This is a genomic window from Streptomyces sp. NBC_01257 (assembly GCF_035917255.1).
Taxonomy (GTDB): domain Bacteria; phylum Actinomycetota; class Actinomycetes; order Streptomycetales; family Streptomycetaceae; genus Streptomyces.
Genome location: NZ_CP108472.1, coordinates 821,864 through 846,803 on the forward strand (window position 1 = coordinate 821,864; position 24,940 = coordinate 846,803).

The following is a 24,940-nucleotide window of genomic DNA, read 5'->3' on the forward strand; positions in this document are numbered from 1 at the left end:
ATGCCCAGTACCGCTGCGACCGTCGTGCGGCGCGCCCGCGAGGCGATGCTGCGCCTGGTCCACCCGGTCGAGGCCCGGATCAGCCCGGACGGCCGCGCCGTCGCCGTGGCGGCGGCCGGTCCCGAGCATGCCGCACTCGTCCTCGCCCCGGTCCCGGCCGGGGCGCGGGACGGCGGAGCGGACCCGGGGACGCCCGCGCTCCGCGCACCGTCCGGGCCGGACGCCCCGACGGACCGTCACAGTCCGCGCTGGCTGCCGGATTCCCGCACCCTGCTGCACATCGCGCAGAGCGAGGGCCCGGCCGGGACCGAGGTGCGGCTCGCGGCCCTGGACACCGTCTCCGGCACCGTCCGCACGGTCGCGACGGCCCCCGGCGCGGTGGAGGAGCTGCTGGTGTCCGACGACGGGAGCCAGGCCCTGCTGCTCTGTGCGGCGGACGGCGCCGAGCGCGACGGCATGCACCTCGGGCTGCCGGTACGCCTCGGATCCGTACCGGCGCCGGAACACTTCGCCCGGGGCACGGGCCGCCGTTCGCTGCATCTCGTCGGCCTCGCCGACGGCTCCGTGCGCGAGGCCGGGCCCGCGGGGCTCACCGTGTGGAACGTCGCCTGGCGCGGCGGGGCGACCGCCGCGGCCACGGTCTGCGAGGACACGCTGCCCGCCGGGTACTACGGCGCGCGTTTCGCCGCCCTGGACCTCGACGCCCGCACCGCCAGGACCGTGTACACGCCGCAGGGGCAGCTGGGCGCTCCCGCGCTCGCAGCCGACGGCCGGACCGCCGCGGTCTGCGAAGGCATCTCCATCGTCGCCGGACGCCCCGTCGTGGTCGGCCTGACGACCGGGGACAGCTCCGTGGTGCCCGGTGTCGAGGACGCGACCTGGCTGCGGTTCGACGACGACGCGCCCGGCGCACTGTGGTTCGCGGGCTGGGACGGGACGGGCTCCCGCGTCGGCCGCACCGGACAGCCCGCCGGCACCTGCTGGTCGGGGCCGGTGACGCTCGGCGGGGCCGGCTACCAGCCCGGACTCTCGCTGAGCGCCGACGGACGGCTGGCCGCCACCGTGCTCGACGCACCGGGCAGGCCACCCGAAGCGGTGGTCGCCCGCACCGAGGGACCGGACGCCTGGAACTGGGCGCCGGTCACCGCGCTCAACACGCCCGACCCGGTGCTCGCCCGTGTCCGCACCGCGCAGACCCTCTGGTCCGCGCCCGACGGCCGCACCGTGCAGGGGCTGGTCCTGTCCAGCGGCGAGCGCACCGGGCCCCGGCCCCTCGCCGTCCTCGTCCACGGCGGCCCCGCCTGGCTCTGGTCCGCCGGATACGCGCCGGGAGACGTACTGGGTCTCGCCCCGGCGCTGGCCGCCGCCGGATACCTGGTGCTGCTGCCCAACCCGCGCGGCAGCAACGGCCGGGGGATCGAACACGCCCGTGCCGTGGTCGGTGACGTCGGCGGCGCCGACCTGGACGACGTGCTGGCCGGGGTGCGCCACCTGGTCGACTCGGGGCTCGCCGACCCGGACCGTACGGCCGTCCTGGGCCACAGCTACGGCGGCTTCCTCGCCGCCCAGGCCGCGGCCCGCACCGATGTCTTCCGCGCCGCGGTCGTCGTCTCCGCGCCCACCGACTGGCTGAGCTTCACGCACACCAGCAACATCGGCGGCGGCTACGACCGCACCTACGGCATCGGTGGCCCGGACGCCCCGGAAGGGCTGATCCGGCGCTCGCCGGTCTTCGCCCGCGGCGGCAGCGGCACGCCGACACTGATCGTCCACGGCTCCGCGGACCGGGTCACCCCGGTCGGCCAGGCCCACGAGCTGTACCGGTCGCTGCTGCGGACCGGCCGCGCGCCCGTCGAGCTGTACGTGTACCCGGACGAGGGCCACGAGTTCACCGACGGCGGCCATCTCCTCGACGCCGCCGCCCGGACCGAGCAGTGGCTCGCCACCCACCTGGCGCCGCGTCCCGCGGCCGCCCCACAGACCGCCGTGCCGGGGGACGCTTCCCCCGAGCCGATCCCCGGCACGGCTCCCGCGGCAGGACCGGACGGCGACACCCCCCTGAAGCCGTCCGGTCCTGCCGTACCCCTGACGGCTGGAGGCGGGCGATGACCGTCACCCGGCGGGCGCGGCTGCGGTCCGCGCTCCCCGCCCGGCTCGTGGTGCGCCGTCTCGGCGGCACGCTGGGACTCCTCGTCGTGCTGTCCGTCGCCGTGTTCGCCCTGCTCCAGGCCGCACCGGGTGATCCGGCCCAGACGCTGCTCGGTCCCCGCAGCGCCACCCCCGAGGCGCTGGCCGCCGTCCGGGCCCGCCACCACCTGGACAGCCCGATGGCCGTGCAGTACTGGTACTGGCTGAGCGACGCCGTCCGGCTCGATCTCGGTACGTCGATCCGTACCGGCGAGAGCGTCGGCGCCGCACTCGGCGACCGGCTGGTGCTCACCGGCCAGCTGGTCGGTCTGGGCTTCGCCGTCGCGCTGCTCGTCGGACTGCCGCTGGGCGTCCTGGCCGGCCTGCGCAACCGGCGGGCCACCGACCGGGCCGTGCAGAGCCTCGGCGTGGTGGCGCTGTCCACGCCGGCGTTCGCGGGCGGGCTGGTGCTCATCTACGTCTTCGCGCTGATGCTCGGCTGGTTCCCCGCATACGGACCGGGCGAGGGGGCGGGCACCGACCGGCTGAGCCATCTGGTGCTGCCCGCGCTGGCGCTCGGCCTCGCCGTCACGGCCGTCCTGCTGAAACTGACCCGGGCGGCCGTGATCCGGGAACTCGACCGGGAACACGTCACGTTCGCCCGCGCCCGGGGGGTGCGGGAGCGGGACATCCTGCTGCGGTACGTGCTGCGCGGCACCGTCGTCCCCGTCCTCACCGGGATCGGGCTGGTCCTCGCCTACCTGCTGGCCGGCACGGTCATGGTGGAGGAGGTCTTCGCACTGCCCGGGCTCGGTTCCCTGCTGGTCGACTCGGTCACCTTCCGGGACGTGCCCGTGGTCCAGGCCGAGGCGCTGCTCATCGCCGCCCTGGTCTGTCTGGCCGGCCTCGCCACCGATCTCGTACAACCCCTGCTGGATCCGCGGCTCCGGACCGCACCCGCGGCGAGGACCTCGGCTGCGGCGCCGGCGTCCGGCGACCGTGAGGAGGAGAACGCATGAAGACCCGCACCTCCCGCAGGTTCTCCCCGCTCACCGTTTCCTGCGCCGTCCTGCTGTCGCTGTTCGCCCTGGCCGCGGCCGTCGGGCAGCTGGTCCTGCCGGACTGGGACGCGCAGAATCTCGCCACCGGCGCCGCCATGCCGGGCGGCGGGCATCCGCTCGGCACGGACGAACTCGGCCGCGACATCGCCCGGATGGTCGTCGCGGGCGCACGGTCCACCCTCGCCGGTGCGGCGCTGGTCGCGATCGGGTCGATGGTCATCGGCAACGTCCTCGGGCTCCTCGCCGGGTACCGGGGCGGCTGGATCGACACCGTCGTGCGGCGCTGGGCCGATCTGCTGCTGGCCCTGCCCGCGCTCCTGGTGACGATCGTCGTCGCGGGAATCGGCGGAGGCGGCTACGCCCTGGCCGTCGGCGTGCTCGTCGTGCTGACGTCGCCCGCCGACATCCGGCTGGTCCGGTCCGCCGTGCTGGAGCAGCGGCACCGGGCGTACGTCGAGGCGGCGGAGACCCTCGGGCTCTCGCGTCTCACGGTGATGACCCGCCACATCTGGCCCAATGTGCTGCCCGTCGTGGTGGCCAACACCCTGCTGAACTTCGCCGGTGCGATCGTCGCGCTGAGTTCCCTGTCGTTCCTGGGCCTCGGGGTGCCGCCCGGCGCCCCCGACTGGGGCCGGATGCTCTCCGAGAACCGCACCCTGCTGTACGACAACCCGTCCGCGGCACTCGCTCCGGCGGTGCTCATCGTCGCGGCGGCCGTGGCCCTCAACCTCCTCGGCGACCGGCTGTTCGAGGCGTTCTCCGACCGTGGGAGGTCCTGATGGCAGCGCACCCGGCGACGGACAGCCGTCCCGCCCCCGCCGCACCGGCCACCGTGCCCCTGCTCGCCGTCGACGGTCTGCGCGTGGCGGCGACGGCCGCGCCGGGCGGCCCGGTCCCGATCCTGGACGGCATCTCGCTGGCCGTCGGCCGCGGCGAGTGCATCGGCATCGTCGGCGAATCCGGCAGCGGCAAGTCCCTGGCCATGCGGGCGGTGGCGGGGCTGCTGCCGGCGGGGACCGGGGTGACGGGCGGTTCCGTTCGCATCGACGGCCAGGAGGTCCTGACCCTGTCGCCGCGCGACCGGCACGCGCTGCGCGGCCGGCGCGTCACCCTGCTGATGCAGGATCCGTTCACCATGCTGCATCCGCAGCTCACCTGCGGGCGCCAGATCGCGGACGGTCTCCGCGGCCTCGACGGCGGGCGGCTGCGGCGCGACCGGGCGGCCCGGCGTGCGGAGGTGGAGCGGCGGCTGACCGAGGTCGGGCTCTCCCCCGATGTCGCCGACCGCTATCCGCACGAGCTGTCCGGCGGGATGCGCCAGCGCGTCGCCGCGGCCGCGGCGCTCGCGGGCGACCCCGAACTGCTGATCGCGGACGAGCCGACCACGGCGCTGGACGCGGCCAATCAGCGCGCCGTGCTGGACCTGCTGCGCGGTCTGCAGCAGAGCCGCCGCATGGGCCTGGTCCTCATCACCCACGATCTGCGGGTCGCGTTCTCCGCCTGCGACCGGGTGTACGTGCTGTACGCGGGCCAGGTGCTGGAGCACGGCCGCTCGCGGGAGCTGGAGTCCGGACCGCGGCATCCGTACACCGCGGGACTGCTGGCCTCCGAACCGTCCGTGCGCGAGCGGTTCGCGCGGCTTCCGGCCATCCCCGGCTCCGTGCCCGCGCCGGGATCCCGGGGTCCGGGCTGCCCGTTCGCCGACCGCTGCGCCCATGCGGCGCAGGTGTGCCGCAGCACACCGGTCGAGCTGCTGCCGCCACCGGCGGCGGGGTCCGGGGCGGCCGCCGGGGACACGGACCGCGGGTCCGCCTGTGTACGGATCGCCGAGATCGCCGGCGTGCTCTCCGCGCCGGCGGCCCGCGAGATCGCCGCGGCCGCACCGGAGTACGGCCAGGAACCCGGCACGCGGCCGGAGCCGGAAGCGGCGCTGGTGGTGGCCTCCGTCGACCGCACGTTCCGCTCGTCGGCCGGGGACCACACCGCGCTGCTCGACGTGAGTCTGACGGTTCCGCGGAACACGGTCGTCGCCCTGGTCGGCGAGTCCGGCTCCGGCAAGACGACGCTCGCGAGGATCGCGGTCGGCCTGGAGACGTTCGACCGCGGCGCGGTGTCCGTGGGCGGGATCGCGCTGCCCGCGGGGCACCGTCCGGGCACCGCCGACCGGCGGCGCCTGGCCGGACAGGCGCAGATCGTGTTCCAGGACCCGTACTCCTCGCTCAACCCGCTGCGGACCGTGGGCGCGACGCTGCGCGAGGCGCTGGCCGCCGCTTCGGGCGGACGCGGGAAGGGCGGCCCGCCCGCGGCCGGGGTGGACGCCCTGCTCGCACAGGTCGGCCTGCCCGCCTCGTACGCCTCGCGCCGTCCGGCCGCGCTCTCCGGCGGCGAGCGTCAACGGGTGGCCCTGGCACGGGCGCTCGCGGCCCGGCCGCGGCTGCTGATCTGCGACGAGGCGGTGGCGGCGCTCGATGTGTCGGTCCAGGCGCAGTTGCTCAACCTGCTCGTCACCCTTCAGCGCGAGGAGGGCTTCGCGGTCCTGTTCATCACGCACGACCTGGGGGTGGTGCGGCAGATCGCCGACCGGGTGGTGGTCATGCACCGGGGCCGGATCGTCGAACAGGGGGCGGCGGCCCAGGTGCTGGACGCGCCGCGGCACTCCTGGACCCGCCGCATGATCGATGCCCTGCCCCGGGCCGCTGACGAGGACGCGAACCCCGGACCGGGCCACTGACACCCGGGTAGAGTGTGCCGCTGACCTGCGCGTACCACCGAGAGCGAGGAGGAGCGGTGTCCGAGCCGACCACCAGCGCCGGACCGCCCGCGGCCGCGCGTCCGCCGGAGGCCCAGCAGTCCGGCGCCTCCGGTGTGCGGGCGTCCCTGGCCGGGAACCTCAACCGCCGCCGCCTCGCCCGTGGCTGGAGCCTGCGCGAACTGTCGGCGGCGACCGGGGTCAGCAAGGGGCTGCTGTCCCAGATAGAGCGGGCCGAGGCCAATCCGACCGTCGACGTGCTGGTCCGGATCGCCGATGTGCTGGGCACCAACTGCACGGATCTGCTGCGCCAGCCGCTGCTGGAGCCGGAGATCATCCGGGCCGCGTCGCTGGACGAACCCGCGGACGAGACCACGGTCAGCCTGCTCTACGCCGGCCACGAACAGGGCCGCATGGAGATCTACCGGACCCGGCTGCACCCGCACGCGCAGAGTCAGGTCAGCTCGCACGGCACGGACTCGGTGGAGTACGTGCTGGTGATGTCGGGCCGGGTGACGCTGGTGGTGAACGACGTCCCGTATCTGCTGGAGGCGGGCGACACGGCCCGGTTCTCGGCGCAGTGCAGCCACTACTACACGACCGAGGACTCGCCCGCGGTGACGCACACCGTCGTCGGCTATCCGCGCGACTGAGTTCCGCAGGCGGGGCCACATCGGGGCACCGTCGATTTTGACTCAACTACCGCCGGATATGCGTCGCCCGGTCCCCCCGGCCGCGGTGGCTGTGGCACTCTGGAGACGACCGCCCCACCGGGCTCCCCCGTACCGGTGGGGCGGTTCTTCGTACCGGTATGCCTGGTACCGCACGTATATGACGAAGAATCACGTCACATCCAGGCCATTGGCCTGCCGCGACATGATCGACTTCCGGTTGTGTGCATGGGAGCGTTCTGACGGGGCACACGCTTAGACCTCATGGCCTACCACCAGGGGAGCGTGACGAGATGACGACGCACACTGCGCGGACTGCCGGTGCGGAGCGAGCGGAGAGTGCTGGGTCGGCGCCCGCCGGCCACGGGACGGTCCTGGCGGCTGCCGCCGGGAGCGAGGAGCGCATCGGGTCCGCACCGGCCCCCGGTGACCTCGGTGATCTGCCCTGGATCGAGGACGCGGGCAAGGTGGCCCCCACCGACGCACGGGAGCTGTCCCGGCTGTTCTTCGACCGCCTCCAGGTCCTGGAGGAGGGCACGCACGCCCATCAGTACGCGCGCAACACGCTCATCGAGATGAACCTCTCCCTCGTCCGGTTCGCCGCCGGCCGGTTCAGGAACCGGGGCAGCGGCGACATGGAGGACATCGTCCAGGTCGGCACCATCGGGCTGATCAAGGCCATCGACCGGTTCGACCTGTCCCGCGAGGTCGAGTTCACCTCCTTCGCGGTCCCGTACATCACCGGGGAGATCAAGCGGTTCTTCCGCGACACCAGCTGGGCGGTCCATGTGCCGCGCCGGCTCCAGGAACTGCGCGTCGACATCGCGAAGACCAAGGAGACCCTGGCCACCGAACTCGACCGGGATCCCACGGTCTCCGAACTCGCCGAGCAGCTGGGGCTGAGCGAGGACGAGATCACCGAGGGCATCGTCGCGGCCAACGGCTACACGGCGGGTTCGCTGGACATGCCGGCCGCTCCGGCGGACGCGGGTCAGCACAGCGCGGCGGGGCGCACCTTCGCCGATGTGCTGGGCAGTCCGGACCCGGCCATGGAGACGGTGGAGAACCTGCACACGCTGGCGCCGCTGCTGGGCGATCTCGACGACCGTGAGCGGCGCATCATCGACATGCGGTTCGGTCAGGAGATGACGCAGTCACAGATCGGCACGGAGCTCGGCATCTCGCAGATGCACGTCTCGCGGCTGATCAGCCGGATTCTGCACAAGCTCCGCGACGGGATGTTCGTCGAGGAGTGAGCGGGGACGAAGGGGCTCCCGGCCGTCACGGCCGGGAGCCCCTTCGTCGTTTCCGGGCACGCGTGACACCCGGCGCCCGTACATTGCGGCCCGATGAATTCGCGCGGGCCCGCGACCCCGTCCGCCCCCGCGCACACCGCCTCGCGCACTCCCCCGCGCGCGGCGCGTCCCCGCAGGCCCAGGGGCCGCAGGGCGGCGCCCGGCAGACCGGCGGGCCGCTCTTCGCCCTTTTCCCGCGGGCCCGTTGCCGCACGGGGACGCTGTTGACGCTCCCCCCGGCCGCTGACACGCTCGCCCGCATGCCCGCGACCGAGGCGCTCCTCCCCGCTGCGCCGAACCGGTCCGGGCTGCTCCTCGTTCACCTCTCCCCGTCCGCTCGTACCTGGAGTTGCCCATGAGACCCGTCCCGCCGTCCGAGGCCGCCTACGACGGAATGCGGCTGCGTCAGTGGTCGCGCGGTGCCGCGCGCTCCGCGGGGATCGAGCGGCGCGATCTGCTGCGGCTGGTCGCGGCGGCTTCCGTGGCGGGCCCGCTGACCGGGCTCGCCGCTCCCGCCCACGCGGCGCAGGGGGCCGCGACCGCCGCTCCGGGCATCGTGAAGCCGCTGCCGCCCGAGGTGTTCACGGTGCGCGGCACCAACGCGGAGACGAACTTCGCCGCGCTGCGGACGACCGGACTGCTCACCCCGGCCGACCGCTTCTTCGTGCGCAACCACACCGTCACCCCGCGGATCGACGCGGCCGGCTGGCGGCTGAGGGTGTGGGGCGACGGGCTCAGGGGTCCGGCGGTGGAGTTCACGTACGACGAGCTGCGTGCCCTGCCCTCGGTGACCCGTACCGCGTTCGTCGAGTGCGCGGGCAATGCCCGCAGCTACTACACGACGCAGCAGAACGAGCAGGTCACCGGGACCGCGTGGACGCTGGGCGCGATCGGTACGGCCCGCTGGCGCGGGGTGCGGCTGGCCGATGTGCTGCACCGCGCGGGCATCGCGCGGGGAGCGGTCGACGTGCTGCCGCGCGGCCTGGACGACGAGGTGATCAGCGACGGGATCAACCTCGGGCACGTGCGCCGGCCGCTGCCGGTGGCGAAGGCGCTGGACGACGTCCTGCTCGCGTACGAGATGAACGGCGAGCCGCTGCCGCCCGACCACGGCTTTCCCGTGCGGCTGATCGTGCCGTCCTGGGTCGGGATCGCGAACATCAAGTGGGTGGGCGACATCGAGGTGAGTGCCCAGCCGCTGGTCTCCCCGTGGAACACCGGTCTCTACCGGCTGTTCGGCCCCGGCTACCCGGCGGAGGGCAGTGCGCCGCTCACCCGGCAGACGCTGAAGAGCGCCTTCGAACTGGCTCCGGGGGCCGAGTTCCCCGCCCGCCGGCGCCAGGTGCTGACGGGGCGTTCGTGGTCGGGCGGGGCGCCGGTGCGCAGGGTCGAGGTCAGCACCGACGGGGGTGTGCGGTGGCGTCGCGCCCGGCTGCGCGACGAGCCGCGCAGCGGGAGCTGGGTCCGCTGGTCGGCCGACTGGGTTCCCCGGGACCGCGGTCCCGCCGTCCTTCTGGCACGGGCGACGGACCGGTCGGGCCGCACCCAGCCGGAGGTCGCCGTCCCCAACACCCAGGGCTATCTGTTCGACGCGGTGGTGCGGCACGAGGTCCAGGTCGTCTGACGGGGTGACGGTCCAGGGGGCCGGGGTCAGCCGCCGTCCGTCTCCGTGGGGCGGCCGGCGTAGTAGGTGGCGATCATGTCCTCGTCGCCGTGCCCGGCCGCCTCGGCCCGTTCGAAGCGGGCCGCCGAAGCGGCGGTCAGGTCCAGCCGGACGCCGGACCGTTCGGCCGCTTCGAGGATGAGCCGGGTGTCCTTGAGGGCGGTGGACAGGGCGAAGCTCGGGGTGAGGTCGCCGGATAGCACCGCGGCGGACTTGCCCTGAAGATAGGCGGAGTCGAGCGGGCCGCCCTTCATCACGTCGAGGAAGGTCTGCGGGTCCACGCCGAGCCCCTCGGCGAGGTTCAGGCATTCGGCGACACCGCCGACCATGGTGATCACCCAGGTGTTGACCACGAGTTTCAGCCGGGAGGCGGCGCCCGGCTCATCGGACACCCAGACGGTGCGCTGCCCGATCGCGTCCAGGACGGGTCCGGTGACCGTGCGGGCGGCGGACGGTCCGGAGACGAAGACGGTCAGGGTGCCCTGTTCGGCGGGCTGCCTGGTGCCGGAGACCGGGGCGTCGAGGTAGACGAGGCCGAGGTCGGCGGCGCGCTGGGCGAGCTCGGCGGTCGCCTCGGGCCCGACGGTGGAGCTCTGCAGGAGGACCTGGCCGCGGTGCAGCCCGTCGGACGCGGCGGTGAGCGCGGCGGCGACGGCGGTGCTGTCGTTGACCGCGGTGAGCACGACGTCGGCGCCGCGGACGGCGTCGGCCGCGGTCTCCGCCACGGTGGCGCCGTCGGCGGCCAGCGGGACGGCCCGCTCGTGCGTGCGGTTCCAGACGCGGACGTCGAGACCGGCCCTGAGCAGGCTGCGGGCCATGCCCGAGCCCATGATTCCGGTGCCGAGCACGGCGACGGCCGGCCGCTCCCGGACGATGTCGGCTGCTGGGGTCATGAGGGCGATTCCCTTCGTCGGCCGCGCCCGGTTCGGCGCGCGGCGCTTCGGATGCTCAGGCTTGTCGCAGCGCGCCTTCGAGGACGGCGGTGTGTACGGCCCTGGCGAGCCGGGCTCCCCAGCGCGAGCGGGGGCCCGCGAACGGTTCACCGGCGCCGGTGTCCGGCGAGGGGGCGGGTGCGGCGACGCAGACGGAGTCGGTGGGGGTGCCGGAGCAGTCGAGGCCGGCGTCCAGGAGTGCCTGCACCTTGGCCTCGGTCGCGGTGGCGACGGCGTTGACGAGTGCCGCGTCGGACAGCGGCACGGGGAGCGTGACGACGATGTTGACCGTCCCCGGCCGCTGCGGTCCGCCGGTTCCCTCGGCCGGTGTCGCCGCCCAGCCGCGTACGCCGAGGCCGCAGGTGGCGGTCGCGGTGACGCCCTGGTCGGCGGCGGCCGTGTACGCGGTCACGTCGGCGGCGGTCATCAGTCCGGCGCCGGGTCCGGTGAGCCGTGCGGCGGCGGCGATCTCGGCGAGGTGGCGGTCGGGGTCCGTGCGCGGATAGCCGCCGGGCACCTGGGCGTTGAGGATCCAGCCGCGCGGGCCGATGCCGCCGCCGAGCACCGCGCTGCTGCACACCCGCCATCCGGGCCCCAGCCGCCACACGAGGTGGTGCAGGTCCTGTCCGTCCTCGCTCCGTGCCAGCAGTTCGCCGCGCTGACCGGGCAGTCCGATGCGTACGGAACGGATGGGACACCCCCGGTGGTGCAGCTCGGCGGTCGGCACGGACCTGTCGATCATAGGTGCCGCGGGCGGGGCGCTCCGGAGCGCCCCGCCCGTCGCCGCGGCGGGTCAGGCCTCGCCGCGCGCCATGGCGATCAGCCGGTCGAGTACGGCGGCGTCGGCCCGGACCCCGTCGTGGGCGTAGGCGTCGGTGACCCAGGTGCGCAGGCCGCGTACGGCGTCGGCGGTGGCCAGGGCGTGCTCCCGGTCCACGTACATGTCGTCGTGGTAGACGGCGGCGACGACGGGGACCTCGTTCGCGGCGAGCCGGTCGAGGTCGTACAGGGCCGGCCAGTCGGTACGGGCGGCGAGCGCCTCGGCGGCGGCGCGCAGCGGGACGAGCGCGGGGTCCTCGTCGAACTGCCACGGGTAGACCATCTCGCCGGTGAGCCGGAGCGGGCCGCCTGCGGTGGCGTCGAACGCGGGGAACTCCTGGCGGATCCGGTGCGCGGACCAGTCCGTGGGGCGGCCGCCCTGGGCGTAGATCGGCTCGTGGAGCGCGGCGTACAGGGGGCGTTCGGCGAAGGACACGGCGGCGTCGACGCCGCGCAGGAAGGTGTCGGTGAGCTCCGGCCCGTCGGCACCCTCGGTGAACGCGGTCTCCAGGAGGTAGTGCAGCGAGTCGAACTTCGACGCGGTGCCGAAGGTGATGCCGAGGGTCTGGAAGCGGCGCACGGTGAGGCGTTCGCCGGTCGGCATCCGTACGTCGTGGGTGTCCAGGTGTGCGGCGACGGCGTCGGCGACGGCCTGGTCGCCGGGGTAGCGCGCGAAGTAGCGTTCGTTGTGGGCGAGGGTCCGGGCGTACGCGGCGCGGTAGACGTCGTCGGCGTGGCCGGTGAGCGTGGGCAGCCCGCCGGTGATGTACGCCCGGGTGAGTCCTTCGGGGGCGAGGGAGAGGTAGGTGAGGGTGGAGAATCCGCCGAAGCTCTGGCCGAGGACGCTCCACGGCTGGTCGCCCTGGAGGCGGCGGCGCAGGAGTTCGGCGTCGCGGACGATCGAGTCGGCGCGGAAGTGCGCGAGATACCCGGCGGCGGCCTCGGCGTCCGTGCCGAAGCGGGCCAGGGTGACGCGGTCGGCGGGGGTGGAGCGGCCGGTGCCGCGCTGGTCCATGAGGACGACGCGGTGTTCGGCGAGGGCGCGGCGCAGCCAGGCACCCGCGGCGTTGGGGCGCTCGGCGCGGCCGCCGGGGCCGCCCTGGAGCCAGAGCAGCCGGGGCAGGTCCTCGTGCTCGCGGTCCTCGGCGACGACCTCGCGGGCGAACAGGCCGATGGCCGGTCCGCCGGGGGTGCGGTGGTCGAGCGGCACGTCGAGGGTGTGGTCGGTGCAGACCAGGCCGCCGTGGCGGTAGGAGACGGGGGCGGGGGTGGTCATGGGCGCTCCTTGCGCGTCTCGGTGCGGTTTCACGGGTGCCGGGCGGGCCCGCACCCCCGAGGGTGCGGGCCCGCCCGACGGTCGGCTCAGTAGCCGGCGACGCCCAGGTCGCGGCAGATCCCGACGAGCTCGGGGTGCACGTAGCGCCCGTTCTCCTCGATCGCGACGCCGTCCAGGTAGATGGACGGGCCGAGGACGCTGCCGTCGGTGTGGGCGGCGGCGACCCACGGTTCGCCGCCGATCCAGGCGCCCTTGGTGCCGATGCCGAGCTCCACGCAGCCGAAGACGCGCTCGTCCTCGACGATGCGGCCGGTCGGGGCGAGGACGCCGGGGTTGAAGCCGAGCGACCAGTGCGCGATCCGGAACATGTTCGGGTCGTCGAAGGACTCCATCCAGCGGCGGAAGGTGTCCGCGTCGGCGTCGCCCTCGATCTTGGTGACGACGCCCTTCTCGACGGTGCAGCGGACCGGCGAGCGCAGCAGGCCGAGCTCGTCCGGCGGCCACAGGGCGCCGTCGAAGACGAGGACGCCGTCCTGGGTCTCCTCCAGGGGGTTCCAGGAGATCTGGCCGGAGAGCATGACGGTCTCGCCGGGCTTCTCGGCGGGCTTGCCGCGGAGGTTGATCGGCCGGTCGCCGTTGCGGCCGACCAGGTCGGTGCCGTTGGCGGAGGTGATCCGTACCTCGTCGGCGGCCTCCAGGAGGGCGACCAGCGCCTTGCCGAGGCGGATGACGCCCTGGAAGTCGGGGCGGCCGACGGTGGCGACCAGCATCTGGACGTCCATCGCGGTGAGGTTGGTGTAGCGGCAGCCGTTCGCCATGGCGGTGCGGAAGGCGTCGGAGTGCATCAGGTACGAGACGGCGAACTCGATCCACACGTCGGCGTCGGCGATGGCTCCGGCGACGGGCCTGGGCGGCTCCATCGAGGCGCCGGGCAGCGTCTCGTACCAGACGACGACGGGGTGCGCGCCGGCGGCGGCGACGGCCTGGGCGGTGGCCTCGATCACGCGGCGGTCGCTGCTGGTGTCGCCGGTGAGGACGACGTGCTCGCCGCGCTTGACGAGCATGACCTCCTCGACGAGCTTGCGGGCGGCCAGGGCGAGTTCGAAGCTGAGGTACTCGGGACGCGGTTCGAGCCTGCTGTACATGTCCACGGGGTGGTTCTCCTTGCCGTGCGGGTGGAGCTGAGTGGTGCGGTGGTGCGGTGGTGCGGTTGGTGGTTCTGGGGGTGGCGGGCCGTCAGGTCTTGAGGATCTGGGCCGAGTCGCCGAGCGAACTGCCGGCGATCAGTCCGGCGCCGACCAGGTTGAGCTCCTCGTCGGCCGCGGGGCCGCGCAGCCTGCGGTAGCCGACCCGGACGACGAGGGCGCCGAGGACCAGCCAGCAGGCCTGCGGGGTGAGGATGAGCAGGCCGGTGGCGAGCATGACGCCCATCTGCCGGCGGGTGCCGCCGAGCAGCTGGATCGCGGCGCCGGGGATGGCCCACAGCAGCATGGTGCGCACCGCGTCCGGGTCGCTGAGACCGCTCTTGATGGTGTCGGCGTAGACCTTGGCGACGGGCGGGATGAGTCCCTGTCCGAAGTAGGAGCGCCAGGCCAGGGCGACGACGGCGAGGGCGACGGCGAATCCGATGAGGGCGGCCATGAACTGCTGGCGGCGGCCCTCGCGCTCGAAGGGGTCCCAGGGACGGTGCTCGCGCCGCAGCAGCCAGCCGGCCTTGAGGTCGTACCCCATGTCGGCGAAGGCGGGTCCGGTGGCGGAGACGTACCCGACCAGCAGGGCGAGCGGCACGGACGGGATGCCGATGGCCAGGCCGAGGATGAGGAAGATCAGGGTGACGGCGAAGGACGGGAACCAGCCGGACTGCATGGCGGCGAGTCCGACGATCAGTTCGTGGACCAGGGCCGCGAAGGCGGCGAACAGCACCCAGCCGACGATGCCGAGCGGACTCATGTCGCCGATCAGCCCGCCGAGCACGGCGAGGACGACGGCGCCCGCGGTGAACAGCGCGTAGCCGCGGATCAGGGAGAGGCGCAGGGCCCGCTCGTCGACGGTGTACGCGGTGCTGGGGTCCGTCTGCACCAGCGTCGCGGCGCTCGTGGCCTCGGCCTCCGCCTCGGCGGCCTTCCGCTTGCGTTCGCGGCGGCCTATCAGGAGATGGACGGCCTGGCCGAGGGCGACGATGCCCGCGCCGACCATGACGCCGTGCGGGATGTAGCCGGCGCCGAGATCGGTGTGGAAGACGTCGGGGCTGTACTGGCGCAGCATCAGGCCGATGCCGAACATCATCAGTGCCCAGACGTTGCCGAGGAAGGCCACGCCGGCCGCGGAGAGCGGCAGGCTGAAGAGGGTTCCGGCGAGGCCGACCGCGGTGCCGCCGGCCAGGATCAGGGCCCGGCGTCCTCCCCGGTCGCCGGCCTTGATGGTCTCGGCCGCGGCGGTGCCGGGCGGCCAGGCCGCGTCGGCGGGCAGCAGCCGGGAGCCGAAGGCCCGGTACAGGACCCAGGCGTCCACGACGAGGCCGATGAAGGCGCCGGCGAGCATCGGCCAGACCAGGTCCTTGCGGCCGAAGACGTACGGCACCGCGACGGAGGTCAGCAGGGCGTTCGCCGAGGCGAAGGTCGCCGCGGAGATGGCGCTCTGGGCGAGGTTCTGCCGGTGCACGGATCGCATCCGGCGCAGGAAGCCCAGCGGGATGCGGCCGATCAGCATAGCGACGAGTGCGCCGACCACCGAGGTGTTGGCGGAGATGCCCAGCTTGGAGACCAGGTCGATGCCGATGACGGCTCCGACGGCGGAGAGCACCACCAGGATGACCAGCAGGACGGGTTCCATCACCCGCGGGTGGGACCGGGGCTCGTCGGGGCCGGCCGGCGGTGGGGCAGGGTGCGGCGCGGAGACGTGGTGCGCCATGAGGCACCCCCTTCGGTGAGCAGGGCTGTGGGTGAGGTCGGGGTGTCCCCCGGTGGCTTGCGCCGGAGAGGCCGGTGCGCGGTTCAGCCGCCGAGGGCGGCGGTGATCTCCGCCGCTCCGGCGCGTACCAGCGTCACGAGGGTGTCGGCGGCCCGGTCCACGCGGTGGGAGGGGCCGATGACGGTGAGGGAGGCGGGGACGCCGTTCCCCTGGAAGACGGGGACGGAGACCGCGGTCACGGCCTCGTCGTACTCGCCGTGGCTGATGCAGTACCCGTCGGCGCGGACCTGCGCGTAGCAGGCGAGCAGCGCGTCCAGGTCGGTGATGGTGCGGTCGTTGAAGCGTGTCAGCCCAGTGGCGCCGAACATCTGCCGGATCTCGCCCTCGGGGTGGTAGGCGAAGAGGGTGTGGCCGGACGCTCCGGCGTGGCCGGGCATGACCGCGCCGATGATCGCCGTGTAGCGGACCGGTCCGGTGCCGTCGACGGCGGCCTCGCAGCGGTAGCTGCCGCCGTGCGGGACGTTGAGGACGACGCTCTCACCGGTCTCGCGGAGCAGGCGGGCGAGTATCGGCCGGGAGATCGAGGACAGCACTCCGCTGTGCTCGCTGACCCGGGCCAGGCGCGAGAGGGCGGGACCCGGGCGGTAGCGGCGGCTGTTGTCGTCGCAGAGCAGGAAGCCGCGCGCGCTCAGGGTGGTGAGCAGGCGCTGGACGACCGCCTTGTCCCAGCCGTGGTGGCGGGCGAGTTCGCTGACGCCCCACTCCGGGCGCTGCTCGGTGAACGTGAGCAGGACGAGCAGGGCCCGGTCCACGGTCTGCAGGACTGCGGGGGCCTGCTGTCCGGCGGGGGCCGGGGTGCTGGTGTCCGTGCCGTGCTCAGCCATGGGGCCGGGCCTCCTTCGTCCACGTCGTCCGTAGGTCGGTGCGGAAATCGCAACGCCGTTGCGATTTCTGGCGAAAGGATGCGGCTGGACCCAGCGGGTGTCAAGGGTTTCCCGGAAATTCACGCGCGGCGGGAACGGCCTGTTCAGAGGTGGTGACGGGCGGGCAGCACACCCTCGCCGCGGCCGGTGTCACGGTGGCCGGGAACCGGCCTCCGCCGGGTACCGCCCGATCCGGCGCACCGTCTCCGCCGGCGGCGGCCGGATCGGAAGGGCACTCCCGAGCCCCGTTCACTCGATTGGCCTAACCGGGGCACCGACCCCGCAGCGGCATCGCACGGGGCCTGTACCGACGCGGCACGGTTCGGCGCCCGGCTGCCGGGCGCCGGGCGGTTGCAGCGTCCATCCGGGTGAGGCGCGATGGAATCCGGACGCGCCTCCCCTGGTGGACCCACCCACAGGACGCGCCCGGGCGAGGAGGAATCGGTCATGGGAGCCGCTGACGGTTTCACGGATTCCGGAGAGCTCGACGGCCTGACGGTGTACGACACCGCGGGCGAGAAGATCGGCAATGTGGGCCGGGTGTATGTCGACGACACCACCGGCCGGCCGGACTGGATCACGGTCAAGACCGGCCTGTTCGGCATGAAGGAGAGCTTCGTGCCGCTCGACGGAGCCCGTCGCGTGGGCTCCGACCTGCACATCTCGCATCCGAAGGACCGGGTCAAGGAAGCCCCGCGGGTGGACGCGGACGCCCATCTGTCCGTCTCCGAGGAGGAGGAGCTCTACCGGCACTACGGCCTGAGCAGGAACACCACCGCCAATCTCGGCGACCGCGCCGGGGCCGGCGGCACCACGAGCGCCAATGCGCCGACCACGACGGGTACCGGCACCATGGGCGCGGCCGGAGCGGGCGCGGCGGCCGGAGCCGGAGCGGCGGGCGCCGCGGGCGCCGCACGCACCTCGGGCACCGACCGGACGACGTCGGCCGGCACCACCTCCGGCACCCCGGCGGCCGGCATGGCCGGCGCGGGTACCGGAAAGCACCGGGACACCGAGACCTCGGGCACGGCCCGTCCGCTGGTCGGAGCCGGAGCGGGCGCCGAACGTTCCGCGGCGGCCGGCCTCGACGGCAAGGAGGAACTGATCCGTTCCGAGGAGCAGCTGCACATCGGGACCGAGGAGTTCGAGAGCGGCAAGGCCCGCCTCCACAAGTACGTCGTCACCGAGAACGTCACCAGGACCGTGCCCGTGACGCACGAAGAGGTGCGGGTGATCCGTGAGCCGCTCAAGCCGGGCGACAAGGCGGCCGGCCGCACGGACATCAACGAACAGGACGTGGAGGTCACCCTGCACGCCGAACGCGCCACGATGCGCAAGGAGACCGTGCCGGTCGAGCGGGTGCGGATGGAAACGAAGAAGGTGACCGAGCAGAAGGAAGTCTCCGCCGAACTGCGCAAGGAGCAGATCGACTACGCGGACGGCACCACCAAGAGCGGCAAGGACATGGGTGGCAAGGACATGGGCGGCGAGTTCGGTCAGGGCCGACGCCGCTGACCCCCCGCACATCGCGGCGGACGGCCGTACGGCACCCGGCGAGGGGCGGACCCGCACACAGGGGTCCGCCCTTTCGCGCGGCACGGCACGAGGGTCCGTACGCGGACGTCAGGGCCGCTCCGGGCGGAAGCGTACGGCGGGGCGCCCCTGCGGGCCGTCCGGTGTCACGACGGCCCGTACCCGGTAGACGTCCGCGATGAGCTCCTCGGTGATCACCTCCGCGGGGGTGCCGCCCGCGACCACCCGTCCCCCGTTCATCACCACGATCCGGTCGCAGAACATCGCGGCGAGATTGAGGTCGTGCAGGGCGACGACCGCGGTCAGCGGGAGCGAGGTGACCAGGGACAGCAGCTCCAGCTGGTGCTGGATGTCCAGGTGGTTGGTCGGCTCGTCCAGCAGGAGTTCACGCGGCTGCTGGGCCAGTGCGCGGGCGATCTGGACACGCTGGCGCTCCCCGCCGGAGAGGGTGTGCCAGGACTGGTCGCGGCGGCCGGCGAGACCGGTCCGCTCCAGGGCCTCGCCCACCGCCCGCTCGTCCTGTGCCGTCGGCGCCGACCAGGCGCGGCGGTGCGGGATGCGGCCCAGGCGCACGACGTCCACGACGCTGAGCTCGACCTGGGTGACGGCGTGCTGGTCGACGACCGCGACCCGTCTGGCCACGGTGCGCCGGCCGACGGCGGCCAGCGGGTCGTCGTCGAGGGTGACGAGACCGGCGTCGGGGGCCAGGACCCCGGCGAGGATCCGCAGCAGGGTGGACTTGCCGGAGCCGTTCGGGCCGATCAGCCCGATGGTCGCGCCGGGCGGCGGGGCGAGCGAGACACCGTCCAGGATGAGACGGCCGCCGGCCTGCCGGCTGACCCGGTCGGCCCGCAGGCCGCCGGGGGTGGTCGCGGTCATGTGGCCCGCCGGGTGCGGTAGAGGACGAGGACGAAGGCGGGCACCCCGATCAGGGCGGTGACGACACCCACCGGGACCTCCTGCGGGTCGAGGACGGTCCGGGCGAGGGTGTCGACCCAGACGAGGAAGACGGCTCCGGCGAGTGCGGTGACCGGCAGCAGTCTGCGGTGCCCGGACCCGGCGAGGGCGCGGGCCGCGTGCGGCAGCACCAGCCCGACGAACCCGATGGCGCCGGCCGAGCTCACCAGCGCGGCGGTCAGCAGCGCGGTCGTGCACAGCAGGACGATCCGGGTCCGGCCGACGTGGATGCCGAGGGTGGCGGCCGCGTCCTGGCCGAAGGCGAAGGCGTCGAGCGTACGGGCGTGGCCCAGGCAGATCAGCAGCGTCACGGCGAGCACGGCGGAGCAGGTCCACACATCGGTCCAGCCGACGCCGCCGAGCGAGCCCAGCAGCCAGAACAGCACCCCGCGGGTCTGCTCGGCGTCGGCCGCGGTCATCACGACGAAGGAGGTGAGCGCGGAGAAGAGCTGCATCGCGGCGACCCCGGACAGGACGACCCGGTCGGTGCTGCCCCCGAGAGTGTGGCTGAGCAGCATGACCAGGGCGAAGGAGCACAGCGCCCCGATGAACGCACCGGCCGACAGGGACACCGCTCCCCCGCCGACGCCGAGGACGACGACCACGACCGCACCGGTCGACGCCCCGGAGGAGACCCCGAGGACGAAGGGGTCGGCGAGCGGGTTGCGCAGCAGCGACTGCATGACGGTGCCGCAGACCGCGAGCCCCGCGCCGCACACGGCGGCGAGCAGGGTCCGCGGCATCCGCAGGTTCCAGATGATGCCGTCGCGGATCGGGCTGAGCCCCGACTCACCGATGCCGAGGTGGGCGGCGACCACGGACCAGACGTCGGCGACGGAGATCCGGGCCGGTCCGATGGTGACGGCGACCGCGACGGACAGGGCGAGCAGCAGCAGCCCGCCGGTCCACAGGAGGCCGGCCCGGATGCCGCTGCCGCCACGCCGGCCGGGGCGGGCGCGCACAGCCGCGTCCCCGGGCGGCGCCACGGCCTGCCCGGTGTCCGTCACCCCGCGAGCCCGAAGGTGCGCAGCGCGGCGGCGACGCGCTCCAGGCCCTCGACCGTCCGGATGGACGGGTTCATGGCCTGGCCGCTGAGCAGCACGTAGCGCTTGTGCCGGACGGCGTCCATGTTCTTCGTGGCGGGGTTGGACTCCAGGAAGGCGATCTTCTTCGCGGCGCTCTCGGCGGTCTGCGACTTGCGGGTCAGGTCGCCGATGACCAGCACGTCCGGGTTGCGGTCGGCGACGGTCTCCCAGTTGATCTGCGGCCATTCCTCGTGGGTGTCGTCGAAGACGTTCTTCGCGCCGAGCTCCCGGGTGATGATGCCGGGCGCACCGCAGCAGCCGGCCAGGTACGGGGCCTCGGAGTTGGCGAACCAGTACAGGAGGGACGTGCCGGAGGCGTCGATGCCGCTCGTCGCCCCGCGCACCCGGGTGCGCAGGTCGGCGACGAGCTTCTCGCCGCGTTCCGGGACGCCGAACACCTTGGCCAGGTCGCGTACTTCGGTGTAGACGCTGTCCATGGTCAGGGCGCCGGTGCGGACCCCGTCGCCGTCCTTGCTGTTGTCCTTGGCGGTGCAGTCGGCGGGCGAGACGTAGGTGGGGACGCCGAGCTTCTCGAACTGCTCACGGGGGGCGACACCGCCCTTGGCGAGCGTCGACTCGAAGGAGGCGCTGACGAAGTCGGGCTCCTGGTCGAGGACCTTCTCGGACGAGGGGCGGTTGTCGGCGATCCTGGGCACCTCGGCGTTGGCCTTCTCCAGGCCCTTCATCACCGGGTCGGTCCAGGTGGCCGTGGCCGCGAGCCGGTCGGCGAGCCCGAGCGAGAGCAGGATCTCGGTCGACCCCTGGTCGACCGGGACGGCACGCCGGGGGGCGGCGGGCACGGTGACGGTGCGCCCGCAGTTCTTCAGGGTCACCGGATAGCCGTCGGCTCCCCCGGACTTGGCGGCGGAGCTGTCCCCGCCGCCGCCGCAGGCCGTCAGCAGCAGGAGTGCGGCGGTGAGCAGGGCGGCGGAGCGGGCGTGGCCGGCTATGGGCGGCACGGAGTACCTCGGCGTCTCTGGGCCCATGCGCGGGGCCCGGTGTACGGAGTGCCGCGATCCGGTCCCGGACCGCGGGTGCCAGCAGGTCTTCGGACTCGGGTTCATGCGGACGGGGCGCCTTCCCGGGGAACCCGTGGGTCTCCCAGTGGCCGTGGCCCCGCCCGTCCCCCTCACCGCTGCGCGTCAGTTCCGGATTCGCACCGGATTCCCTGACCCCTACGTGGAGTTCGACTGGCTCCGGCACGCTACCACGAGCCTCCGTGCAGCTCAGCGGCGGTGCGGCCGGTGGTGCGGGGCCTGCCCGCATGCCACCGGCCGGCCCGGCTACGCCTTGCGGCGAACCGATTCGCCACCCTGGGTGCGCAGCCGTTCGCGCCCTCGGGACAGCACGGCCGCGGTGCCCCAGAACGCCAGCAGGACGACACCGACGCCCAGCCCCTGGACCGCCTCCGCCGCCCGGGGCAGCCGGCCGTGCGCCGCGCGCGGCGGGCCGCCCGTCATCGGGCGTCCCCGGCGGATTCCCGGGCCGGATCGCGGTGCCAGGAGGCGCCCGGGTCGTCGTAGGCCTCGGTGTAGCGCGCTCCTGCGATGGGCCAGTCGGCGAGGAGCTCCGGGGGCAGCGCGAAGGAGTCGGCGAGCTCCGGCAGCCGGCCGCTCACGGCGGCGATGAGCTCCTCGGTGGCGTCGGTCAGTCCGTCGGCCTGACCGGCGGTCAGGTGGCCGGCCGCGAGCAGGTCCCCGCTGTTGCGGGCGATCCAGCGGAGCGCGAACAGCCGGGCCAGGTCGCCCAGCGTCCTGTGGGCCTCACCGGCGGGCAGCTCCGCGAGCGCCGTCCCGTACGCGTCGGCCGCCTGCCGGTACGCGTGGGCCTCGACCCCTCGCAGCGCTGCTCCGGCGGCCGCGTTCCACCGCGTCAGCGGGTCGTCGTCCGGTACCGCGGCGAGGCGCGCGGCCGCCCGGGCGAACCAGATGCGCTCCACCTTGTACAGCAGCCGGCCGAGGAAGCGGAGGTCGTCGAGGTCTCCGCTCAGGGGACCGGCCGGCGGCTCGTCTCCGGTGTCCTGTTCCGCGTCGAAGAGCATTCCGGCGGCGGCCCTGGAGTGGATGGCCACGTTGTCGCCCTCGGCGGTGATGGCGCCCTCGACCCCGGTGACGAGTTCGGTCATCCCGTTGTTCTCCAGCAGCCCCTGGGCGCCGCACCGTTCACGGCATTCGACGATCACGGACCGGGCCTGCCAGGTGATCCATCCCTTGGCGATGTCGACCAGCCGCTCGGCCGCCTCCCGCTCCTGCGGCGGTCCCGCCGCGGCCTGCTCCCAGCGGGCCAGGGCGTGCCGGTGCAGCAGGCTCATCGCGAAGACGGTGGCCATGGCCTCGGCGAGCGGGCCGTGGTGGCTGCGGTGGGCGATCACCGGCACCCGGGGTCCCGGGTGGCTGCCCGAGATGAGGCGGTGCCCTCCGTAGCGGACCGCGATGGCCAGGGTGACGCGGGCGGAGCCCACCGCACTGGCGCTCATACAGATCCGGCCCGCCGTGACCCGCCCGATCGAGGCGAGGAAGCGGCGCCTGCGCCCCTCGGTCCCGCTGCGGAACACGCCGTCGTCACCGACCCGCCCCTGGACGCCGCCGAGCAGCGCCCCCCGCGCCACGAAGACCTGGTCGAAGGAGGTCAGGCAGTGGTCGACGGGGCTGCCCATCCGGGCCGGCAGCCGGCGTACCCGCACCCCGGGCAGGGCGCGGGAGGCGTCGGTGAGGGGCACGAGGAGGAGGAAGACGCCCTGGTCCGTGCCGTCCACGAGCAGCCGGGCGGCGACGAGCCCCGACTTGGGGCCGCCGGCCGGGCTGGTGTTGGGCATGAACTTCTGGGCGCCGGGGTGCGGGGTGTGCAGGACGAACCCGTCCCGCGCGGGGTCGTAGGTGGCGGTCGTCTCCACGGCGGCCGCGTCGTTGCCGTGCGCCACCTCCGTACAGAGGAAGGTGCCGATCCGGCGCAGGTCCAGGAAGTCCGACAGATCGCGGGGGCTGTCGGCGTCGTGGTCCAGGAGGCTGCCGAGGAAGAGGTTGTAGTGGATACCCGCCACGGTGGCCAGGGCCGGGTCGACCGGGGCCAGCCATTCGTGCAGGGCCGCCAGGGCGCGTGGGTCGGCGGCCGGCCTGGCGGCGCTGTCGAGTGCGCCGTTGAGGGTGCGCAGCCGGGCATGGGCAAGGGCGAGGCGCTCGTCGGGCGTGGGGCCGGGAGCGGGGCGTACCGGGCGGCGGAACGGTTCTGTGGAAATGAGCCGACGCCAGAAGCCGTGCTCCCGGCGGATGTCCGTACCGAGAAGAACGGAGGTGAGCAGGTCCACGACCGGCTCGGTGCCGGCTCCCGCGTGGCCGGAGCTGTCAAGAAAGGTGGTCATAAGACGGAAACGATCAGAAAACGCCCAGGACACCCCGGAAGCGCCAGCCCGTCGGTGGGACAGGAGTCCGGTACGCACCGACGGGGCGGCCCTCGCCGGTCAGCCGGCCGCCTCTCGCCCTCGTTCACCTGTTTGCAGCAACCCGCCGCGCTGCGCGGGCGGCCAGGGCATCCCCTTGGGTCATGGAACGGGAACCCGGCCGGCCGGCCGCGCCGGACGAGCACACCGAACTGGAAGCCCTGCGGGCCCGGGTGGCACAGCTGGAGGCCCGCGCCCCGGCCCGGCCCCGGCGGCATCCGCGTTCCTTCTTCGCGGTCGTCCTGATCCTGGTGGCGGCCGTGCTCACCCCGCTGAGCATCGTGTCGAGCTGGGCGAGCGACGTCGCCGGGGACACGGACCGGTATGTGGCGATGATGGAGCCGCTCGCCTCCGACCCCGCTGTGCAGGACGCGGTGACCGACCGGGTCACGGATGCCGTGATGACCCGTCTGGACATCGACGCGCTGCTGGCGGACGTCGCCCCCGCCGACCGGCCGGTCGTCGACAAGGCGCTCGGGAAGCTCGGCGGTCCGCTCACCACGGGTGTCACGAACTTCGTGCGCGGGACCGTGGAGAGGTTCGTGACCAGCGAGGCGTTCGAACGGCTCTGGCGCGATCTGAACCGGCAGGCCCACGCCTCGGTCGTGAAGGCGCTGACGGGTGAGGGCGGCGGCGCGGTGAAACTGACCGACGACACCGTCACCCTGGATCTCGCCCCCGTCATCGACCGGGTGAAACAGCGCCTCGTCGACCGCGGCCTGACGGTCGCCGGCAAGATCCCCGAGATCCACACGGACTTCACGGTGCTGACCTCGGACTCGGTCGGCAAGGCCAAGAAGGGCTTCCGGGCCCTGGAGATCCTCGGCTTCTGGCTCCCGGTGGTCACGCTGCTGGTCGCCGCCGGCGGGGTACTGCTCGCGGTACGCCGCCGGCGCGCGCTGGTCACCGCGGCGATCGCGGTCGCGGTGGGCGCCGCGCTGCTCGGGATCGGGCTCTGGGCAGGACGCGCCTTCTACCTCGACAGCCTCCCGTCCGAGGTCTCGCAGCCCGCCGCGGGAGCCGTCTTCGACGCCCTGGCCGGCTATGTGCGGGCCGGCGTCCGGCTGGTCGTGACCGTGGGCGCGGTGGTGGCGCTCGCCGCCTGGCTCACCGGCCGGGGCCGCGCGGCGACCCGGGTCATGGCGATGTGGGGCGGCGGGATCGGCGCCGTGCGGGACGCGGCCGGTTTCACGGGCGGTCCGGTCGGCCGGTGGGTGCACCGGGCGAGGCGTCCGCTGAACTGGACGGTGGTCGTGGTCGCCGTCGCGGTGCTGGTGGCGTGGGACCGGCCGACGGGCCTGGTCACCGTGTGGATCGCGCTGTGCGCCCTGTTCGCCCTGGCCGTGGTCGAGTTCCTCGACGACGACAGCACCCCGCATCTCGCGGTGCCGGGTGCCGGGCCGTCCATCGGCGGCTCCTGAGCCGGTTCGCACACCCCGCCCCGGGGAACGGCCACCGGTAACGCGTCAGTAACGCGGAGTGGGTATACCGGCCCCGTACGAA

20 protein-coding genes and 1 riboswitch are annotated in these 24,940 nt (G+C 73.9%); of the genes, 9 read left to right on the plus strand and 11 right to left on the minus strand.

Going from position 1 to position 24,940, the window contains the following annotated elements:
- From OG408_RS03695 to OG408_RS03725, 7 genes are all read left to right on the plus strand, one after another.
- Positions 1-2,109: an alpha/beta fold hydrolase gene (locus OG408_RS03695; RefSeq protein ID WP_266786914.1), complete on the plus strand. Its 2,109-nt coding sequence runs from the start codon at positions 1-3 to the stop codon at positions 2,107-2,109.
- Positions 2,106-3,146, plus strand: coding sequence for an ABC transporter permease (locus OG408_RS03700; protein WP_266786912.1), 1,041 nt, complete (start codon positions 2,106-2,108; stop codon positions 3,144-3,146). The genes OG408_RS03695 and OG408_RS03700 overlap by 4 nt, the downstream gene beginning before the upstream one ends.
- Positions 3,143-3,967: an ABC transporter permease gene (locus tag OG408_RS03705; RefSeq protein ID WP_266786910.1), complete on the plus strand. Its 825-nt coding sequence runs from the start codon at positions 3,143-3,145 to the stop codon at positions 3,965-3,967. The genes OG408_RS03700 and OG408_RS03705 overlap by 4 nt, the downstream gene beginning before the upstream one ends.
- Positions 3,967-5,919 carry an ABC transporter ATP-binding protein gene (locus OG408_RS03710; protein ID WP_326668167.1) on the plus strand — a complete coding sequence of 651 codons (1,953 nt, stop codon included), beginning with the start codon at positions 3,967-3,969 and terminating at the stop codon, positions 5,917-5,919. Before OG408_RS03705 ends, OG408_RS03710 begins: the two co-directional genes overlap by 1 nt.
- A gap of 56 nt (positions 5,920-5,975) precedes the next feature.
- Positions 5,976-6,590, plus strand: coding sequence for a helix-turn-helix domain-containing protein (locus tag OG408_RS03715; protein WP_266786906.1), 615 nt, complete (start codon positions 5,976-5,978; stop codon positions 6,588-6,590).
- Positions 6,591-6,901: 311 nt separating this feature from the next.
- Positions 6,902-7,864 (plus strand): RNA polymerase sigma factor SigF, encoded by a 963-nt coding sequence (locus OG408_RS03720; protein WP_266786904.1) that lies wholly within the window; start codon positions 6,902-6,904, stop codon positions 7,862-7,864.
- Between the two features lie 394 nt (positions 7,865-8,258).
- A complete protein-coding gene (locus tag OG408_RS03725; protein WP_326668169.1) occupies positions 8,259-9,527 on the plus strand; it encodes a sulfite oxidase in 1,269 nt (422 codons plus the stop codon).
- A gap of 26 nt (positions 9,528-9,553) precedes the next feature.
- On the opposite strand, the gene OG408_RS03730 is transcribed toward OG408_RS03725, so the two are convergent.
- From OG408_RS03730 to OG408_RS03755, 6 genes are all read right to left on the minus strand, one after another.
- The gene (locus tag OG408_RS03730; protein WP_326668171.1) at positions 9,554-10,459 is read right to left on the minus strand and encodes an NAD(P)-dependent oxidoreductase; all 906 of its coding nucleotides are present in this window, start codon (positions 10,457-10,459) and stop codon (positions 9,554-9,556) included.
- Positions 10,460-10,514: 55 nt separating this feature from the next.
- A complete protein-coding gene (locus tag OG408_RS03735) occupies positions 10,515-11,240 on the minus strand; it encodes an adenosylcobinamide amidohydrolase (RefSeq protein ID WP_285569356.1) in 726 nt (241 codons plus the stop codon).
- A 51-nt stretch (positions 11,241-11,291) separates the two neighbouring features.
- Positions 11,292-12,593, minus strand: coding sequence for an alpha/beta fold hydrolase (locus OG408_RS03740; protein WP_326668177.1), 1,302 nt, complete (start codon positions 12,591-12,593; stop codon positions 11,292-11,294).
- An 86-nt stretch (positions 12,594-12,679) separates the two neighbouring features.
- Complete coding sequence (locus OG408_RS03745) at positions 12,680-13,738, minus strand: hypothetical protein (RefSeq protein WP_266787589.1); 1,059 nt, start codon at positions 13,736-13,738, stop codon at positions 12,680-12,682.
- Positions 13,739-13,829: 91 nt separating this feature from the next.
- Positions 13,830-15,503 carry an OPT/YSL family transporter gene (locus OG408_RS03750; RefSeq protein WP_266786868.1) on the minus strand — a complete coding sequence of 558 codons (1,674 nt, stop codon included), beginning with the start codon at positions 15,501-15,503 and terminating at the stop codon, positions 13,830-13,832.
- A gap of 83 nt (positions 15,504-15,586) precedes the next feature.
- Positions 15,587-16,387: an IclR family transcriptional regulator gene (locus tag OG408_RS03755; protein ID WP_266786866.1), complete on the minus strand. Its 801-nt coding sequence runs from the start codon at positions 16,385-16,387 to the stop codon at positions 15,587-15,589.
- A gap of 486 nt (positions 16,388-16,873) precedes the next feature.
- Between OG408_RS03755 and OG408_RS03760 the strand changes: the two genes are divergently transcribed.
- Positions 16,874-17,941, plus strand: coding sequence for a PRC and DUF2382 domain-containing protein (locus OG408_RS03760; RefSeq protein ID WP_266786864.1), 1,068 nt, complete (start codon positions 16,874-16,876; stop codon positions 17,939-17,941).
- Positions 17,942-18,049: 108 nt separating this feature from the next.
- Here OG408_RS03760 and OG408_RS03765 read toward each other — a convergent pair whose 3' ends face one another.
- The 5 genes from OG408_RS03765 to OG408_RS03785 all read right to left on the minus strand — a co-directional run bounded on the left by OG408_RS03765 (position 18,050) and on the right by OG408_RS03785 (position 23,359).
- Entirely contained in the window at positions 18,050-18,838 is a 789-nt protein-coding gene (locus OG408_RS03765; RefSeq protein ID WP_266786862.1) for an ABC transporter ATP-binding protein, read from the minus strand.
- Positions 18,835-19,923 (minus strand): FecCD family ABC transporter permease, encoded by a 1,089-nt coding sequence (locus OG408_RS03770; protein WP_442806005.1) that lies wholly within the window; start codon positions 19,921-19,923, stop codon positions 18,835-18,837. Before OG408_RS03770 ends, OG408_RS03765 begins: the two co-directional genes overlap by 4 nt.
- Positions 19,920-20,987: an ABC transporter substrate-binding protein gene (locus OG408_RS03775; RefSeq protein ID WP_405401725.1), complete on the minus strand. Its 1,068-nt coding sequence runs from the start codon at positions 20,985-20,987 to the stop codon at positions 19,920-19,922. The genes OG408_RS03770 and OG408_RS03775 overlap by 4 nt, the downstream gene beginning before the upstream one ends.
- 36 nt (positions 20,988-21,023) lie before the next feature.
- A riboswitch (cobalamin riboswitch) is annotated at positions 21,024-21,211 on the minus strand.
- 73 nt (positions 21,212-21,284) lie between these two features.
- Complete coding sequence (locus OG408_RS03780) at positions 21,285-21,461, minus strand: hypothetical protein (protein ID WP_285569369.1); 177 nt, start codon at positions 21,459-21,461, stop codon at positions 21,285-21,287.
- Complete coding sequence (locus tag OG408_RS03785) at positions 21,458-23,359, minus strand: acyl-CoA dehydrogenase family protein (protein ID WP_326668187.1); 1,902 nt, start codon at positions 23,357-23,359, stop codon at positions 21,458-21,460. The genes OG408_RS03780 and OG408_RS03785 overlap by 4 nt, the downstream gene beginning before the upstream one ends.
- 182 nt (positions 23,360-23,541) lie before the next feature.
- Between OG408_RS03785 and OG408_RS03790 the strand changes: the two genes are divergently transcribed.
- Complete coding sequence (locus tag OG408_RS03790) at positions 23,542-24,858, plus strand: hypothetical protein (RefSeq protein ID WP_266786854.1); 1,317 nt, start codon at positions 23,542-23,544, stop codon at positions 24,856-24,858.
- Positions 24,859-24,940: the final 82 nt, after the last annotated feature.